This is a genomic window from Variovorax sp. 278MFTsu5.1 (genome assembly GCF_048305045.1).
Lineage (GTDB): Bacteria > Pseudomonadota > Gammaproteobacteria > Burkholderiales > Burkholderiaceae_C > Variovorax > Variovorax guangxiensis.
In genome coordinates, this window is the sequence record NZ_CP157622.1 from 3,774,683 (window position 1) to 3,791,278 (window position 16,596).

Annotated in this window: 20 protein-coding genes; 15 read left to right on the forward strand and 5 right to left on the reverse strand. The window is 66.1% G+C overall.

Going from position 1 to position 16,596, the window contains the following annotated elements:
• Positions 1 to 23 precede the first annotated feature (23 nt).
• Positions 24 to 383 carry an ATP-dependent Clp protease adapter ClpS gene (gene clpS / locus ABL844_RS17535; protein WP_126020469.1) on the reverse strand — a complete coding sequence of 120 codons (360 nt, stop codon included), beginning with the start codon at positions 381 to 383 and terminating at the stop codon, positions 24 to 26.
• A 249-nt stretch (positions 384 to 632) separates the two neighbouring features.
• The gene (gene icd / locus ABL844_RS17540) at positions 633 to 1,892 is read right to left on the reverse strand and encodes an NADP-dependent isocitrate dehydrogenase (RefSeq protein WP_126020302.1); all 1,260 of its coding nucleotides are present in this window, start codon (positions 1,890 to 1,892) and stop codon (positions 633 to 635) included.
• Between the two features lie 219 nt (positions 1,893 to 2,111).
• Between icd and ABL844_RS17545 the strand changes: the two genes are divergently transcribed.
• The 3 genes from ABL844_RS17545 (at position 2,112) to ABL844_RS17555 (ending at position 3,354) form a co-directional block, all read left to right on the forward strand.
• On the forward strand, positions 2,112 to 2,435 hold the full coding sequence (locus ABL844_RS17545; RefSeq protein WP_126020304.1) for a cell envelope biogenesis protein TolA: 324 nt from the start codon (positions 2,112 to 2,114) through the stop codon (positions 2,433 to 2,435).
• 152 nt (positions 2,436 to 2,587) lie between these two features.
• A complete protein-coding gene (locus ABL844_RS17550) occupies positions 2,588 to 2,788 on the forward strand; it encodes a hypothetical protein (protein WP_184637613.1) in 201 nt (66 codons plus the stop codon).
• 98 nt (positions 2,789 to 2,886) lie between these two features.
• Positions 2,887 to 3,354, forward strand: a complete 468-nt coding sequence (locus ABL844_RS17555; protein ID WP_184637610.1) for a DUF192 domain-containing protein — start codon at positions 2,887 to 2,889, stop codon at positions 3,352 to 3,354.
• A gap of 82 nt (positions 3,355 to 3,436) precedes the next feature.
• Here ABL844_RS17555 and ABL844_RS17560 read toward each other — a convergent pair whose 3' ends face one another.
• Both ABL844_RS17560 and xseA read right to left on the reverse strand, forming a co-directional pair.
• Positions 3,437 to 4,018, reverse strand: coding sequence for a superoxide dismutase (locus tag ABL844_RS17560; RefSeq protein WP_019652466.1), 582 nt, complete (start codon positions 4,016 to 4,018; stop codon positions 3,437 to 3,439).
• Positions 4,019 to 4,067: 49 nt separating this feature from the next.
• The gene (gene xseA, locus ABL844_RS17565; protein ID WP_369662440.1) at positions 4,068 to 5,381 is read right to left on the reverse strand and encodes an exodeoxyribonuclease VII large subunit; all 1,314 of its coding nucleotides are present in this window, start codon (positions 5,379 to 5,381) and stop codon (positions 4,068 to 4,070) included.
• Between the two features lie 313 nt (positions 5,382 to 5,694).
• Here xseA and ABL844_RS17570 point away from each other — a divergent pair, with 313 nt between their 5' ends.
• The 6 genes from ABL844_RS17570 (at position 5,695) to adk (ending at position 9,514) form a co-directional block, all read left to right on the forward strand.
• A complete protein-coding gene (locus ABL844_RS17570) occupies positions 5,695 to 6,327 on the forward strand; it encodes a MotA/TolQ/ExbB proton channel family protein (protein ID WP_126024055.1) in 633 nt (210 codons plus the stop codon).
• 11 nt (positions 6,328 to 6,338) lie between these two features.
• On the forward strand, positions 6,339 to 6,764 hold the full coding sequence (locus ABL844_RS17575; protein WP_371287180.1) for an ExbD/TolR family protein: 426 nt from the start codon (positions 6,339 to 6,341) through the stop codon (positions 6,762 to 6,764).
• 84 nt (positions 6,765 to 6,848) lie between these two features.
• A complete protein-coding gene (gene lpxK, locus ABL844_RS17580; protein WP_418131920.1) occupies positions 6,849 to 7,787 on the forward strand; it encodes a tetraacyldisaccharide 4'-kinase in 939 nt (312 codons plus the stop codon).
• A complete protein-coding gene (locus tag ABL844_RS17585; protein WP_007836935.1) occupies positions 7,768 to 7,950 on the forward strand; it encodes a Trm112 family protein in 183 nt (60 codons plus the stop codon). Before lpxK ends, ABL844_RS17585 begins: the two co-directional genes overlap by 20 nt.
• Positions 7,947 to 8,720 (forward strand): 3-deoxy-manno-octulosonate cytidylyltransferase, encoded by a 774-nt coding sequence (gene kdsB / locus ABL844_RS17590; RefSeq protein WP_369662185.1) that lies wholly within the window; start codon positions 7,947 to 7,949, stop codon positions 8,718 to 8,720. The genes ABL844_RS17585 and kdsB overlap by 4 nt, the downstream gene beginning before the upstream one ends.
• A gap of 137 nt (positions 8,721 to 8,857) precedes the next feature.
• Positions 8,858 to 9,514, forward strand: a complete 657-nt coding sequence (gene adk, locus ABL844_RS17595) for an adenylate kinase (protein WP_418128330.1) — start codon at positions 8,858 to 8,860, stop codon at positions 9,512 to 9,514.
• A gap of 63 nt (positions 9,515 to 9,577) precedes the next feature.
• On the opposite strand, the gene ABL844_RS17600 is transcribed toward adk, so the two are convergent.
• On the reverse strand, positions 9,578 to 10,543 hold the full coding sequence (locus tag ABL844_RS17600) for an asparaginase (RefSeq protein ID WP_418128331.1): 966 nt from the start codon (positions 10,541 to 10,543) through the stop codon (positions 9,578 to 9,580).
• A gap of 73 nt (positions 10,544 to 10,616) precedes the next feature.
• Between ABL844_RS17600 and lexA the strand changes: the two genes are divergently transcribed.
• The 6 genes from lexA (at position 10,617) to ABL844_RS17630 (ending at position 16,596) form a co-directional block, all read left to right on the forward strand.
• Complete coding sequence (gene lexA / locus ABL844_RS17605; protein ID WP_126024049.1) at positions 10,617 to 11,300, forward strand: transcriptional repressor LexA; 684 nt, start codon at positions 10,617 to 10,619, stop codon at positions 11,298 to 11,300.
• 145 nt (positions 11,301 to 11,445) lie between these two features.
• Positions 11,446 to 11,823: a hypothetical protein gene (locus tag ABL844_RS17610; protein WP_418116568.1), complete on the forward strand. Its 378-nt coding sequence runs from the start codon at positions 11,446 to 11,448 to the stop codon at positions 11,821 to 11,823.
• A 124-nt stretch (positions 11,824 to 11,947) separates the two neighbouring features.
• Entirely contained in the window at positions 11,948 to 12,955 is a 1,008-nt protein-coding gene (locus tag ABL844_RS17615; protein ID WP_369662182.1) for a D-2-hydroxyacid dehydrogenase family protein, read from the forward strand.
• Complete coding sequence (locus ABL844_RS17620) at positions 12,952 to 14,109, forward strand: MFS transporter (protein WP_418128332.1); 1,158 nt, start codon at positions 12,952 to 12,954, stop codon at positions 14,107 to 14,109. The genes ABL844_RS17615 and ABL844_RS17620 overlap by 4 nt, the downstream gene beginning before the upstream one ends.
• 150 nt (positions 14,110 to 14,259) lie before the next feature.
• Positions 14,260 to 15,780, forward strand: a complete 1,521-nt coding sequence (locus ABL844_RS17625) for a 3-hydroxyacyl-CoA dehydrogenase (RefSeq protein WP_418128333.1) — start codon at positions 14,260 to 14,262, stop codon at positions 15,778 to 15,780.
• 33 nt (positions 15,781 to 15,813) lie between these two features.
• Positions 15,814 to 16,596 carry an oxepin-CoA hydrolase, alternative type gene (locus ABL844_RS17630; RefSeq protein WP_418128334.1) on the forward strand — a complete coding sequence of 261 codons (783 nt, stop codon included), beginning with the start codon at positions 15,814 to 15,816 and terminating at the stop codon, positions 16,594 to 16,596.

Below are 16,596 nucleotides of genomic sequence, written 5' to 3' on the forward strand. Positions count from 1 at the left end.
GGAGCTTGCGCAATTCAACTGGTTCATGCAACAGGTTCACTGACGCACTGGAGTGGATGCCCCGCCTGCTGGGCGGCTTCCATTACCTGGTTGACCTTGGTGGCCGCCATGTCGCGGGAATAGACCCCACAGACGCCCCGGCCATCGAGGTGGATCTTGAGCATGATCTGGGTCGCGGTTTCGCGATCCTTGCTGAAATATTCCTGGAGCACGACGATCACGAACTCCATGGGCGTGTAGTCGTCGTTCAGCATCACCACCTGGTACATCTGGGGCGGCGCGGTTTTCTGCGGCCGGCGCTCCAGGACGACCGAATCCCCGTCGTCCCCAGCCGGTTTCTGGGCCGGTGGAGCGCTGGGAGTTTTTGGAATTCTCGTTGCCATGAAAATCATTCTATAGAGCGTGCCAGCGCCGTGCCGAGCGAAAAAAACGTGGTGGCGCGTATCCGACAATTCAAGGGGTTTGCGGCCGTTGCGACAGTATTTCCGCAACGGTGCCCCAGGCAGGAGTTTTAGGCAAAAAAGTCCGCAGCAATTGACTGAAGAAGCAGCAAAAAGCCCTTGAATTCCTTCCGGAAAGTTCAAGGGCTCCTCGTTTACCGCAACGCCGCCATGGACGTCGAAGCGCAGCAATTACATGTTGTCGATCATCACCTGGCCGAAGCCCGAGCAGCTCACCTGGGTAGCGCCGTCCATCAGGCGGGCGAAGTCGTAGGTGACCTTCTTGCTGGCGATGGATTTTTCCATCGAACTGATGATCAGGTCGGCGGCCTCCTTCCAGCCCATGTGACGCAGCATCATCTCGGCCGAGAGGATCTCGGAGCCGGGGTTCACATAGTCCTTGCCAGCGTACTTGGGGGCCGTGCCGTGGGTGGCCTCGAACATGGCGACGGTGTCGCTCAGGTTCGCGCCCGGGGCGATGCCGATGCCGCCGACCTGCGCAGCCAGGGCGTCGGACACGTAGTCGCCGTTGAGGTTGAGTGTGGCGATCACGCTGTATTCGGCGGGACGCAGCAGGATCTGCTGCAGGAATGCATCGGCGATGCTGTCCTTGACGGTGATCTCCTTGCCCGTCTTCGGGTTCTTGAACTTCATCCAGGGGCCGCCGTCGATCAGTTCGGCACCGAACTCCTTGGCCGCGAGGCCGTAGCCCCAGTCACGGAAGCCACCTTCGGTGAACTTCATGATGTTGCCCTTGTGAACCAGGGTGACGCTGGGCTTGTCGTTGTCGATTGCGTACTGCAGCGCCTTGCGCACGAGGCGCTCGGTGCCTTCCCGCGATACGGGCTTGACGCCGATGCCCGAGGTGTTCGGGAAGCGGATCTTCTTGACGCCCATCTCGTCCTGCAGGAACTTGATGAGCTTCTTCGCCTTCTCGCTTTCGGCCTCGAACTCGATGCCGGCGTAGATGTCTTCCGAGTTCTCGCGGAAGATCACCATGTTGGTCTTGTGCGGCTCGCGCACCGGGCTGGGAACGCCCTCGAAGTACTGGATGGGGCGCAGGCAGACGTAGAGGTCGAGCTCCTGCCGCAGCGCGACGTTCAGGGAGCGGATGCCGCCGCCGACGGGCGTGGTCAGCGGGCCCTTGATGGAAACAACGTAGTCGCGCACGGCGTGCAGCGTTTCCTCGGGAAGCCAGACGTCGGGGCCGTAGACCTTGGTCGACTTCTCGCCGGCGTAGACCTCCATCCAGTGGATCTTCTTCTTGCCGCCGTAGGCCTTGGCCACGGCGGCGTCCACCACTTTCAGCATCACCGGGGTGATATCCAGTCCGGTACCGTCGCCCTCGATGAAGGGGATGATCGGTTGGTCAGGCACATTGAGGGAGTTGTCGGCGTTGACCGTGATCTTCTGGCCTTCGGTCGGGACTTTGATGTGCTGATAACTGGTCATGAGAGGGGACGACTCCGGGATTGACGTACTTTTGACGACTGTCAGCGAATTCAGACACGGCGAGTATTCAGCTGTACAGCCGGCGAACAAATCGCTGTACATTTTAGACGCAACCCATCAGCAAGCGTTTGTCAACCGGCGGCCCGACGGCGTCGTTAGTGGCTGACCTTCTGCTCGCCGGGAGGCGTTTCCAACCAATTCTCGATAGAGGAATCATCAATGAGCAAAATTCTCGCAGTCATGATCGCCGGCCTGTTCGCCGCTGGCGCCTACGCCCAGAACCCGGCCGGTACGACGCCCGAGCAAGGCAACGCCACCAACAGCAAGTCGCAGCAACGCGCCGAAGCCAAGAAGGCTGCCAAGCCCGCTGGCCAGGTCAAGGCCCCGGCTGGCGACGAAGCCAAGACCCCCGAAGGCGGCGCCATCGGTGCCGACAAGGCTGCTGCCTCTGGCGAGAAGCGTGCCGAAACCCGCGACCAGCGTCGTCGCAACAAGGACGGCAGCGTCAAGCGCAAGTCGACCCAAGGCGGCACCCCGAAGTAATTCGGCTGCCCCGCAAAAAAAGCGCTCTTCGGAGCGCTTTTTTTTCGCCTGAGGCTCCCTCGTTGCTGTCAACCGGGTGCAGTGGCCTCCGTTGAATGTCTACCTTCCGCAGGGAGGGCAATCCAGATCAACGAATTTCAAAGGATATGTTCATGAACAAGCTGCTCGCAGCCCTGGTCGCCGGTCTCTTCGCAGTCGGCGCTTTCGCTCAACAAGCCGAACCCGCTCCGGCTGCTCCCGCTCCCGCCGCCAAGGCTGCCAAGCACGCTTCGGCCAAGAAGCACGCAGCCGCCAAGAAGCACAAGGTTCGCCACGTGGCCAAGGCCCACACGGCCGCTGCCAAGAAGGTGTAAGCTTCCACGCTCACCGGCAATGCCCGCATCAGCGGGCATTTTTATTGGTATTTTTCAATCCAGGCCGGGCCCTGGCCCCGCCCTGAAAGAGTCGTCCGATGCTCAAGCGCCTCGCCGCCCTGCTCCCCCTGCTCCTTGCATCCGCGTCGTTCATGATGCCGGCGCATGCCCAGCAGCAACCCCAGACCGATCTGTCGCGCACGCAGTTGTCGATCGGGCTGTACAAGATCGACGCGCAGGTCGCGCAAACCCCTCTGCAACGTGAAATCGGCCTGATGTTCCGCAAGGAAATGCCACAGGCCGAGGGCATGATCTTCGTGTTCGAGCAGCCCGCCACGCAGTGCTTCTGGATGCGCAACACGATCCTGCCGCTGACCGCCGCCTTCGTTGCCGACGACGGCCGCATCGTCAACCTCGCGGACATGCAGCCCATGACCGAGAACACGCATTGCTCCCAAGAACCGGTGCGCTACGTGCTCGAGATGAACCAGGGGTGGTTCGCCAAGAAGAACATCAAGAAGGGCGCGAAGCTCGGCGGCGAGCTTTTCGCAGCCGGCAAACGATGAGCACCTGCCGTCCATAGCCAGCAAAAAGCCAAAAAAAGAGCCGACCCATGGTCGGCTTTTTCGTTTTCGGCAGAACGCGGGATCAGCCGAAGTTCTTCGCTGCGAAGTCCCAGTTGACCAGCTTGGCCAGGAAGGTCTCGACGAACTTCGGGCGCAGGTTGCGGTAGTCGATGTAGTAGGCGTGCTCCCAGACGTCCACCGTCAGCAGCGCGGTGTCGGCGGTGGTCAGCGGCGTGCCGGCTGCGCCCGTGTTCACGATGTCGACCGAGCCATCGGCCTTCTTCACCAGCCAGGTCCAGCCCGAGCCGAAGTTGCCCACGGCCGACTTCACGAAGGCTTCCTTGAAGGCGTCGTAGCTGCCCCACTTGGCTTCGATGGCCTTGGCCAGCGCACCGGTGGGAGCGCCGCCGCCTTGCGGCTTCATGCAGTTCCAAAAGAAGGTGTGGTTCCAGATCTGGGCGGCGTTGTTGTAGATGCCGCCGCTGGACTTCTTGACGATCTCTTCGAGCGTCATCGACTCGAACTCGGTGCCCTTCTGCAGGTTGTTGAGGTTCACCACATAGGCGTTGTGGTGCTTGCCGTAGTGGTACTCGAGGGTTTCCTTCGAATACTCGGGTGCCAGTGCGTCGAGTGCGTACGGCAGGGGTGGGAGCACATGTTCCATGGTTTTTTCTCGTGGGTTGGTTGTGGAAATGAAGGATTCTAGGAAGTAATTATTGGGGCGACGTCGGACGCGTTCCCGTCGCGCCGCCCGGTGCGACGGTCAGGTCGACTTCACCGTCGGCCAATCGCGCCTTCACTGCATCGCCAGGCGCAAGTTGCTTCGCGCTGACGATCGCATGACCGTCTGTATCGGTCAGCCATGCATAGCCGCGCTGCAAGACCAGTGCCGGATCGAGCAGCCGCATACGAAGAGCCACACGTTCCAGCCGATCTCGCCGCTGCACAACCGCGCGGCCCAGCTTCTGCGGAAAGTCGGCGGCGATCAGGCGCGGCGCCTGCGTGAGGCGCTCCCTTCTGGCCAGCACCATGTAGCGAAGACGCTGCGCATGGTGTGCCAGGCGCAGTTGTTGCCGATTCACGAGGCCCGAAGGCCGGCCAAGGCGCCCCGCAGCCTGGTCCAGACGTTGCCCGAGCACATCGAGGCGTCCGCCCAGCGCCTCGCCCAGCCGCTCCTCGATCAGATCGAGCGCTCCCAGCCACACGTCGCGTGGCGCGCTCACCAACTCCGCCGCGGCAGTCGGCGTGGGTGCGCGCAGGTCGGCGCAGAAGTCGGCGATGGTGAAGTCGGTTTCGTGCCCCACGCCGCTGACCAGCGGCACCGGGCTCTGCACGATGGTGCGCGCCAGCGCCTCGTCGTTGAAGGCCCAGAGGTCCTCGATGGAGCCGCCTCCGCGCACCAGAAGAATCACGTCGACGGCAGGCGTGAGCTCATACAGCGACTGCAGCGCCCGCACCAGTTCACCCGGTGCGTTGACTCCCTGCACAGCCGCGGGGGCCAGTACGACCGGAATGTGTGGAACACGCCTTCGCAGCGCGGTGACCACGTCGTGCAATGCCGCGGCGCCGAGCGAAGTGACGATGCCGATCGAGCGCGGCATGGTCGGCAGCGCCCGCTTGCGCGCAGGATCGAAGAGGCCTTCGGCTTCCAGGCGCGCCTTGCGCTGCAGGAACTGCTCGAACAGGGCCCCCTGCCCAGCCCGGCGCAGGCTTTCGACCACCAGTTGCAGATCGCCGCGCGGCTCGTACACCGCAAGTCGCCCGCGCACCTCGACCTGGTCGCCATCGCGCGGCGAAAAATCGAGAAGGCCGGCGGCCCGGCGGAACATCGCGCAGCGCAGCTGGCCCGACTCGTCCTTGAGCGCGAAGTAACAATGTCCACTTGAGGCGCGCGAAAAGCCGGAGATCTCGCCACGCACGGACACCGGATTGAAGCGCGCGTCGAGCGCGTCGGCCACCGCCCGGCACAAGGCGCCGACGGCCCAGACGCGCGGCCCCGGCGCGGAATTCTGTTCACGCACGCTCACAAAATGCACGCTCGGCCAGATGCCACTCTTCCACAACACGCGGCAAGGCCCCGGCCCTGGCCCCCCGAGGCGAGACAGGCGCACGGTTTCTCGTGCAACCCATTGATTTCATTGAAAAAAGTGCTGCTCAAAATTCAGTCGATCCAGCGAAAAGGCCGTCCCATGCGGGTCCGGACGCGTTGCGCAGCGGGTTAATCACAAAGTTATCCACAGAATCTGTGCGTCCTTGCTGACACAAAAACAAGGCGCGTGACGATGGTGACCTCAGTGGATAATCGCCGCGCATTTGCAGTCTACGGGCCGGAGGATTTTCTTGTTTTCCATCATAGTTGCCGCGGGTTGGCCGATCTGGCCCTTGCTTGCTTGTTCGATCATTGCGCTCGCGCTGGTTATAGAACGTTTCACGAGTCTCAAGACCGTGAGGGTACTTCCGCCGAAGCTGCTCGACGAAACCATCACCGCGTCGCACGGAGCCATTCCCGGTCCGGATGTCGTGACCAAACTCGAACGCAACTCGATGCTCGGCCAGGTCCTGGCCGCCGGCCTGCGCGCGCTGAACGCCAATCCGCGCTGCACCGAAGACGACCTGCGCGCCGCCATGGAAGCCTCGGGCCGCACCGTCGCCCACAAGCTCGAGCGCTACCTGCCCGCGCTGGCCACCATCGCATCGGCCGCCCCGCTGCTGGGCCTTCTGGGCACCGTGATCGGCATGATCGAGATCTTCGGCTCGCAATCGCCCGGTAGCGGCGCGGTGGGCTCGGGCAACCCGGCGCAGCTGGCGCACGGGATCTCGATCGCGCTCTACAACACCGCCTTCGGCCTGATCGTGGCCATCCCGACACTGATCTTCTGGCGCTACTTCCGCAGCCGGGTCGACGAGTACCTGCTGAATCTCGAACTCTCCGGCGAGCGCTTCGCCCGCCATCTCAACGCACTGCGCAAATGAGCCGCGCCCGCATGCAGTTCCGCCACGGCGCGCGCGACGAGCCGGAGATCAACCTGATCCCGTTCATCGACGTGCTGCTGGTGATCCTGATCTTCCTGATGCTGTCGACCACCTACAGCAAGTTCACCGAGATGCAGCTGCGGCTGCCCACGGCTGACGTCGACGCCCAGCGCGACTATCCGAAGGAAGTGATCGTGGCGGTGTCGGCCGACGGCCGCTATTCGGTCAACAAGAATGCCGTGGCCGACCGCAGCGTGGAAACCGTGACGGCCGCCCTCGCCGCCGCGGCCACCGGGGGCAAGGACAGCGTGGTGATCATCAGCGCCGACGCGACGAGCCCGCACCAGGCCGTGGTGACGGTGATGGAAGCCGCGCGCCGCGCCGGCCTGATGCAGATCACCTTCGCGGCCCAGTCGACGGCGCAAGCCGGACACTGAGTGCCTTCGGACGGCGGCAGCAACGGCGGCAACCCGGCTTCGCGCCTGCAGGAGGCCTGGCTGCACCGCGGCCTCCTGGCCTGCATGCTGTGGCCGCTGTCGCTCGTCTACGCCGCGCTGTTCGCCGTGCGCGGCTTGTTTTATCGCATGGGATGGCTGCGGACCGAGCGCGTGCGCGTACCTGTGATCGTGGTCGGCAACGTGATCGCTGGCGGCGCGGGCAAGACGCCGGTCGTGATGGCCGTCGTGCGCCACCTGCAGGCGCGGGGCATTCGGGTCGGCGTGGTGTCGCGCGGCTATGGCCGCCGTACCGATGACTGCCGCGAAGTGCTCGGCGACAGCGATCCGCAGGATGTGGGCGACGAGCCGGCACTGATCCACCATGCGACCGGGGTCCCGGTATTCGTGGCGCGCCAGCGCATCGATGCGGCCCGCGCGCTGCTCGAGCGGCATCCGGCCACGCAGGTCATCGTCAGCGACGACGGGCTTCAGCACCTGGCATTGGCGCGCGACATCGAGATCTGCGTATTCGACGACCGGGGAATCGGAAACGGCTGGCGGTTGCCTGCCGGCCCGCTGCGCGAAGCCTGGCCGCGCCGTTGCGATCTGGTGCTGCACAGCGGATCGCGGCCGGCCTTCGCGGGCGGCCATACCGCCACGCGGACCCTCGCGAACGATGCCCTGGGCAGCGACGGAAACCGCGTATCGTTGGCATCCCTCGCAGGCAAGCCCTTGACCGCACTGGCGGCGATCGCCCGGCCCGAAGCCTTCTTCGAAATGCTGCGCGCCCGCGGCCTGACGCTCGCCGACGTCATCGCCCTGCCCGATCACTTCGATTTCGAGAGCTGGCAACGCCCGTCCGGCAAGGAGCAGATCCTCGTCTGCACCGAAAAGGACGCCGTCAAGCTGTGGCGCAAGGCGCCCGATGCGCTGGCCGTGCCGCTGGAGTTCGTGCCGTCCGCGGAATTCTTCGCCGCACTCGACGCAAAGCTATCATCGCTCGATGGATACCAAGCTGCTTGAACTGCTCGTCTGCCCCGTCACCAAGGGGCCGCTGACCTGGAACCCCGAGAAGCAGGAGCTGTGCTCGCGCAGCGCCCGCCTGGCGTATCCGGTGCGCGACGGCATTCCGGTGCTGCTCGAGAACGAGGCACGCACGCTTTCCGACGAAGAGCTCGGGCTGTGAGCTTCACCGTTCTGGTTCCGGCGCGGCTCGCGTCGACACGGCTTCCCAACAAACCCCTGGCCGATATCGCCGGCGTGCCCATGGTGGTGCGCGTGGCGCAGCGCGCCAGCGAGTCGGGCGCTGCACGCGTGGTGGTCGCTGGCGACGATCCATCCATCGTCGAAGCCTGCAAGGCGCATGGCGTCGAGGTTGTGCTCACGCGGCAGGATCACCCCAGCGGCACCGACCGGCTGGCCGAAGCCTGCGAGCAACTGGGCCTGGATGGTGAGGACATCGTCGTCAACGTACAGGGCGATGAGCCGCTGATCGACCCCGCGCTGATCGACGCCGTGGCGTCCACGCTCGCCACGCACGCCGAGGCGGCGATGAGCACCGCCGCCCACGAGATCGACTCGGTCGGCGACTTCATGAATCCCAATGTCGTGAAGGTCGTGCTCGATGCGCAGGACAACGCGATGTACTTCAGCCGCGCGCCGATCCCTTGGTGGCGCGACGGCTCCGCCAATGGCGCCGCACCTGCGATGCTGCCTGCCACCCCCGCGGCACTGCGCCACATCGGAATCTACGGCTACCGCGCCGGCTTCGTACGGCGATTTCCTTCGCTGCCCCCTGCGCCCGTCGAGTCGACGGAGGCACTCGAACAGCTGCGCGCGCTGTGGCACGGACATCGCATCGCGGTGCATGTGAGCCATGTGGCGCCGGGGCCCGGCATCGACACGCCGGAAGACCTGGCGCGCGTGCGAGCCGTCTTCGCGGCGGCCGGCGCCTGAGCCTGCGCGTCTCCACGGCCACCGACAGCGGGATTTCCCGAAGGGCACGCATGCTATCCTCGAAGCAACTCCGCCCAGCCCAGCCATGGGGCCGACGCTCGGCGCGACACAAAATCTAAGAACCGTCCGAGGACACCATGAGACTAATTTTGCTGGGCGCGCCCGGGGCGGGCAAAGGCACGCAAGCGGCCTTCATTTGCCAGAAATACAGCATTCCCCAGATTTCGACCGGCGACATGCTGCGCGCAGCCGTCAAGGCCGGCACGCCCCTCGGGCTGCAGGCCAAGGCCGTCATGGACGCCGGCGCACTGGTCAGCGACGACCTGATCATCAATCTCGTGAAGGAACGCATCGCGCAGCCCGACTGCGCTAGCGGCTTCCTGTTCGACGGCTTCCCCCGCACCATTCCGCAGGCCGACGCCATGAAGGTGGCAGGCGTCAAGCTCGACTACGTGCTCGAGATCGACGTGCCCTTCGGCGACATCATCGAGCGCATGAGCGGCCGCCGCTCGCATCCGGCTTCGGGCCGCACCTACCACGTCAAGTTCAACCCGCCCAAGGTGGAAGGCAAGGACGACGTGACCGGCGAGGACCTCATCCAGCGCGAGGACGACAAGGAAGAAACCGTGCGCAAGCGGCTCGACGTGTACAGCCAGCAGACGCGTCCGCTGGTCGACTACTACTCCGCCTGGGCCAAGGCCGATCCGGCCGCCGCGCCTAAGTACCGCGCCATCAAGGGCGTGGGCACGGTCGACGAGATCACCCAGCGCGCATTGGCCGCGCTGAGCAGCTGATCGAAAGATCGACCGATCATCCGACTCGCAGCAAACCGCCCCTCCAGAGGGGCGGTTCTGCTTTCAGCCCAGCAATTCGAGCATCAGGGCGATGCGGGCCTTCGCGGGCGTCAGCGAGCCCGCATCGCGAAGCGGATCCCCCGCCTTCGGCAGGATGCGCCCGCTCGAGCAGCGCGTGGCTCGGAGCACCTCGATGCCGGCGTCCCGGGCCTTGAGCGCGGCCGCTTCCAGCGCATGGTGCAAGGTGCCGTTGCCGGTGGCGGCAAGCACCAGCCCGCGCAGAGGATCCACTCCGCCCGCCTGAAGCAGCGCCTCGATCACCGCACCGCTGGCACCGGCGTGGCTCATCACGATCTCCACGCGTGGCCACTGCACCTCGGTAGCACCGAAGAGCTTCACTACCGGCAGCGTTCCGCCTTGCGGCCACGACCGGACAAGGCGTACCTCGCCCTCCTCCACATAGCCCACGGGGCCCGCATCGCCCGAAGCAAAGGCGTCCAGCCGATAGGTATGGACCTTTTGAATGTCGACGCCGGCCTGGATCGCCCCCGCGCACACCACGGTGACTCCGTGCGCACCCCGTGTGGCGGCGACGCTGATCGCATCACGAACGTTCTGCGGACCGTCCGGCGACAGCGCAGTGGCCGGGCGCATCGCGCAGGTCAGCACGACGGGCTTGGACGGCACCAGCACAGAATGCAGGAAGAACGCGGTTTCCTCGATCGTGTCGGTGCCGTGCGTGATCACCACACCCGCCACATCGGCCTGCGCCAGCCAGTGCGCGCAGCGCCGGGCCAGCTGCTGCCAGATGGCGAAGGACATGTCCTTGCTGTCGACCTGAGCCACCTGCTCGGCCTCCAGCATCACGCCGTCGGGTGCCTCGATGCCGCCCAGCAGGTCGGCCACGCCCACCTGCGCGGCGGTGTAGCCGATGTTGTCGCCGCTGCTGGCGGCCCGGCCCGCGATAGTGCCGCCGGTGCCCAGAACCACCACACGGCGCGGCAGTTCGGACGAAGAGGAATTGACCATGGCTTGTCAACTTCTAAAAACTGGTTAAAAATACAGGCACTGGATATCCAACCAGTGCCGCAAGGAACCACACATGCAGTTCGCCGTGAAGCTTACAGCCCGCCAGCAGCAGATCCTGGACCTCATCCAGAGCGCCATCGCACGCACCGGTGCGCCACCCACGCGCGCCGAAATCGCCAATGAACTCGGATTCAAATCGGCCAATGCCGCCGAAGAGCACCTGCAGGCACTGGCGCGAAAGGGCGTCATCGAGCTGGTCAGCGGCACTTCCCGCGGCATCCGCCTCAAGGGCGACGCGCTGCGCTCGCTCAACGAAACGCGCCATCGCGAGGGTGGACAGTTCTCCCTCTCGCTGCCCGGCATGGCCCAGCTGGCGCTGCCGCTCATCGGCCGCGTCGCAGCCGGCTCGCCAATCCTGGCTCAAGAGCACGTCGACCAGACCTTCTACGTCGAGAACACGCTGTTCCAGCGCCAGCCCGACTACCTGCTCAAGGTGCGCGGCATGTCGATGCGCGACGCCGGCATCATGGACGGCGACCTGCTCGCGGTGCAGGCCACCAAGGAAGCACGCAACGGCCAGATCGTTGTCGCGCGCCTGGGCGACGAAGTGACCGTCAAGCGCCTGAAGCGCAACAAACAGGTCATCGAGCTGCACGCCGAGAACCCCGATTACCCGACCATCATCGTGCAGCCCGGCGAGCCTTTCGAAATCGAAGGCCTCGCCGTCGGACTCATTCGGAACACCATGCTGATGTAGGCCGCTGCGACCTGCTTTCCAGAGCAACAGCACCCCATCCGGCAGCGACAGGTGGCGGGCGTATGGCGAAGAGTCGCCATCACCCTGTCGCGGCCGATTCAAGAAATCCTGCCTGTGTTCAACCTCATACTTTTTTGGAGTTCACATGGGAATCGCCCTTCTCGCCATCGCCGACATCTGGATGCCGCTGCAATCGCTGGCCAACCGGCTGATGCCCGCACGCCGCCCCTCCCATCGCAGGGATCATCTCGATTCCGCAGAGTCCTCCGCTGGACTGCGCTACGTGGCCGTGCGCCCCGCCTGTACAGCCCGCACCGGCGGCACCGCCCCTTCTGAAGCAGCCGCTGCGGCACGCCCGCTGCGCGTGGTCCGCGTGGTCGACGGCAAGGGCCAGCAGCGCAACAGCAATCGGGTGCTGATCTCCGGCCGCATGGCCGACGTCTGCGCCGAACTCGACCGCCTGGCCGCTCTGGAAGCCGCCGAAACACTGGCCGCGGCCCCTCGCTCGACACGTCTGCATTGAACCTGCACTGAGCCCGGTATCGGATCCTGTACCGGGCCCGAACCGCTCTGCAAGCGGCTGCAGGGCGGGTATCCAAACGTTCGCCGGCGCGACATTCCAATGCTGCGAGGCACAATGGCACGCCATGAACATTGTGATCCTCGACGATTACCAGGACGCCGTACGCAAGCTGCGCTGCGCTTCCAAGCTGGACGCCTACGCGGCCAAGGTCTATACCAACACGGTCAAAGGCATTGGGCAGTTGTCGGTCCGACTCAAGGACGCCGACGTGATCGTGCTGATCCGCGAACGCACCCAGATCTCGCGCCAGCTCATCGAGAAGCTCCCGAAGCTCAAGCTCATTTCCCAGACCGGGCGCGTCGCCGGGCACATCGACGTCGCGGCCTGCACCGAGCGCGGCGTGGCCGTGGCAGAGGGTTCCGGCTCTCCCCAGGCGCCCGCCGAGCTCACCTGGGCGCTCATCATGGCCGCCATGCGCCGGCTGCCGCAGTACATCAGCAACCTCAAGCACGGAGCTTGGCAGCAGTCCGGGCTCAAGTCGGCCTCGATGCCGCCCAATTTCGGCATCGGCTCCGTACTCAAGGGCAAGACTCTGTGCATCTGGGGCTACGGGCGCATCGGCCAGCTGGTGGCGCGCTACGGGCAGGCCTTCGGCATGCAGGTCGTGATCTGGGGCCGTGAAGCCAGCTGCGCCAAGGCGCGCTCCGACGGCTTCCAGGTGGCCCAGAACCGCCATGAGTTCTTCGCCGCGGCCGACGTGCTGTCGGTGCACCTGCGGCTCAACGAAGAGACCAGCGGCCTCATCACCCTCGAGGACCTCTCGCGCATGAAGCCGACCGCCCTGTTCGTGAACACCTCGCGCGCGGAGCTGGTCGAGGCCGATGCCTTGCTCGCGGCCCTCAACCGCGGCCGCCCGGGGCTCGCGGCCGTCGACGTGTTCGAGAGCGAACCGCCGCTGCAGGGCCACGCGCTGCTGCGCCTCGAGAACTGCATCTGCACGCCGCACATCGGCTACGTCGAGCAGGAAAGCTACGAGAGCTACTTCGGCCAGGCCTTCGACAACGTCGTGAGCTACATCAACGGCAACCCCACGAACATCGTGAATCCCGGCGCGCTGCAGGTCCGTCGGTGAGCCAGCCGGCGCCACGGAGGGCGCTCTGGGCGCTGCTTGCCGGCAATTTCGTGATCGGAACGGGCGTGATGGTCGTGCCCGGCACGCTCAACGAGATCAGCGTCTCGCTCTCGGTCACGGCCGCCACGGCGGGGCAGCTCATCACTGCCGCCGCGGCGGTCATGTGCGTAGGCGCACCGTTGCTGGCCGCCGCAGTGGCCGGATGGGACCGCCGCCAGCTCCTCGCCCTCACCCTTCTCTGGTACGCCATCGGCCACGTGCTCTGCGCGCTGATGCCCACCTTCGGCGCCCTGCTGCCGGTGCGCATGCTCACGGTGATCGCGCCGGCCATCTTCACGCCGCAAGCCGCTGCCTGCGCCGGCCTGCTGGTACCGCCCGAGCATCGCGGACGCGCCGTGACCTTCGTCTTTCTCGGCTGGTCGATGGCCTCGGTGCTGGGCCTGCCCATCGGCGCGCTGATCGGCGGGCACCTTGGCTGGCGCATGGCTTTTGCGGCGATTGCGGCGCTCAGTGTCGCGAGCGCGACATCGGTGTGGCTCACCTTGCCCAACGGCATCCGCCCCGCCGCGCTGACGGCCGCCGCATGGTCGCGCGTGCTGCGCAGCCCGGTGCTGATGGGCATCGTCTCGGTCACGGCGCTGCAGGGCGCGGGCCAGTTCGTGCTGTTCAGCTATTTCGGCCCGATCCTCAAGCAGAGCTTCGGCGCCGACGCCACCACGCTGAGCGTGATGTGGGCGTTGTTCGGTGCCTGCGGGCTGGTCGGCAACATGGTGGTCAGCCGCTTCATCGACCGCGTGGGCGCCGGGCGCATGGTGCTCGTCACCACGGTGCTGATCGCCTCCAGCCTGCTGCTGTGGCCGCTGGCCTCCACGCTGGCGTGGCTGGCGGTGGTGCTCGTTCCCTGGGGACTGGGCTGCTTCGCGACCAACTCGGCGCAGCAGGCCCGCCTGGTGGGCCTGGCGCCCGCGCTGGCGCCGGGCTCGGTGGCGCTCAACAGTTCCGGCATCTACACCGGGCAAGCCGTGGGCGCAGCGCTGGGTGGCTGGCTGCTCGCCAACGATGCGGGCGCATGGATGAGCTGGGTCGGCCTCGGCCTGCTGATGGTCGCCATCTCGCTGAGCGTGGCCATCGACCGCAGCCGTCGTGCGCCCTGAAAGCGCGCCCCCGCGTAAAACCCGTCGCGCCCCGCCCGCGCGGGGCTGCAAAATCGAAGACTTCGACGGCGGTGCCGATGCGTACGGCACCTGTGTCGAGGCCTGCCCCGCAGGTCCGGATACCACCCAACCAGTGAAAATCTCCAGCAAATGACAGTGAACTACTCCCGAATCGGCGTCGTCGGCGCCGGCGCCATGGGGCGCGGCATCGCGCAGATCGCGGCGCAGGCAGGCAGCGAGGTGCTGCTGCTCGACAGCTTCGCGGGCGCCGCCGAACGCGGGCGCGAAGCCCTTTGCGCCCAATGGAACAAGCTGCACGAGAAGAACAAGATCGATGCCGCCATGCGCGACGCGTACATCGCCCGCGTGAAGGCTGTCGATTCGATCCAGGCGCTGGCGGGCTGCGACCTGATCGTCGAAGCCATCGTCGAAGACCTGGAAGTCAAGCGCAAGCTCTTCAGCGAGCTCGAAGGCGTGGTGACCGAGACCGCCACCCTGGTCACCAACACCTCCTCCCTCTCGGTGACGGCCATCGCGGCCGGCCTGAAGCATCCGGCGCGCGTCGCGGGCTTCCACTTCTTCAACCCGGTGCCATTGATGAAGCTGGTCGAGGTGGTCGCGGGCTTCAAGACCTCGCCCGAGGTCTGCAAGCAGCTCGCCGGCTACGCCACGCAGATGGGCCACAGCGCCGTGCAGGCGCAGGACACGCCCGGCTTCATCGTCAACCACGCCGGCCGCGGCTATGGCACCGAGGCGCTGCGCATCGTGGGCGAAGGCGTGGCCGACTTCGCGACCGTCGACCGCATCCTCAAGGACCAGGCCGGCTTCCGCCTCGGCCCCTTCGAGCTGCTGGACCTGACGGCGCTCGACGTGTCGCACCCGGTGATGGAGTCGATCTATCACCAGTACTTCGAGGAGCCGCGCTTCCGCCCCAGCGTGATCACCGCGCAGCGCCTTGCCGCCGGCGCGCTGGGCCGCAAGACCGGTGAAGGCTTCTACCGCTACGACGACGGCGTGATGCAGCAGGCGCCCGAGGCGCCCGCACCGGTGGTCGAGGGCACGCCTTCGGTGTGGGTGTCGCCGCGTGCGGCACGCCGTGCCGAGCTGCTGCGCCTGGTGAACACGCTGGGTGCGCAGATCGACAGCGGCGCCACCGCCGCGCCGCATTCGCTGATCCTGGTGGCGCCGCTGGGCTTCGACGTGACGACGGTGGCCGCGGTCGAGCGCCTGGACGCCACGCGCACCGTCGGCATCGACATGCTGATCGACGACGCGGCCACCAAGCGCCGCGTGCTCGCCACCAACCCGGCCACGCGCCGAGACATCCGCGATGCCGCGCACGCACTCTTCGCGCGCGACGGCAAGGCCGTCAGCGTGATCCGCGACAGTGGCGGCTTCGTCACGCAGCGCGTGATCGGCACCATCGTCAACATCGCCGCCGACATGTGCCAGCAGCGCGTGTGCACGCCGGCCGACCTCGAGACCGCCGTGCAGCTGGGCCTGGGCTATCCGCGCGGCCCGCTGGCCATGGGCAACCTCTACGGACCGACCAACATGCTCGAGGTGCTGTTCAACCTGCAGACGGTGTATGGCGACCCGCGCTATCGCCCGAGCCCATGGCTGCGCCGCCGCGGCGCGCTGGGCCTGAGCCTGCTGCACGAGGAAGAATGATCACGAAATGAACGAGGAGCACGGAAGCGAGCCATGAGCACCGCAGAACTCAAGAGCACGAGCGAGGGCAGCACCATGGTGCTGACGATCTCCAACCCGAGCCAGCGCAACGCGCTGGGCCCCGACATCTACGCAGCGGGCATCGAGGCGCTCAACGGCGCCGAGAACAGCGCGGAGATCCGCAGCGTGGTCATCGTGGGCGAAGGCTCATGGTTCTGCGCCGGCGGCTCGCTGCAGCGGCTGCTGGCCAACCGGCAGCTCGACCGCTCGGTTCAGGCCGAGAGCATCGAGGGCCTGCACAACTGGATCGATTCGATCCGCACCTTTCCCAAGCCGGTCATCGCCGCCGTCGAGGGCGCGGCTGCCGGCGCGGGCTTCTCGCTCGCGCTGGCCTGCGACTTCGTGGTGTCGGCGCGCGATGCGGTCTTCGCAGCCTCCTACAGCAACGTGGCGCTGTCGCCCGACGGCGGCCTGAGCTGGCACCTGGGCCGGCAGCTGCCGCGCCAGCTTGCGAGCGAATGGTTGATGAACGGCGAGCGCATCGAGGCTTCGCGCCTGCATGCGCTGGGCCTCGTCAACGAGCTCACCGAAAGCGGCCAGGCCCTTGCGGGCGCGCTGGCGCTGGCGGGCCGGCTCAATGCCCGCGCGCCGAATTCGCTGGCCAGCATCAAGGAGTTGCTGAGCGAGGCCCGGGGCGCCACGCTGGCATCGCAGCTCGCGCAGGAGCGAGACCATTTCGTGCGCAACCTGCACCACGCGAACGCAGGCATCGGCATCGCCGCGTTCCTCGAGAAGAAACCGCCGCATTACGAATAG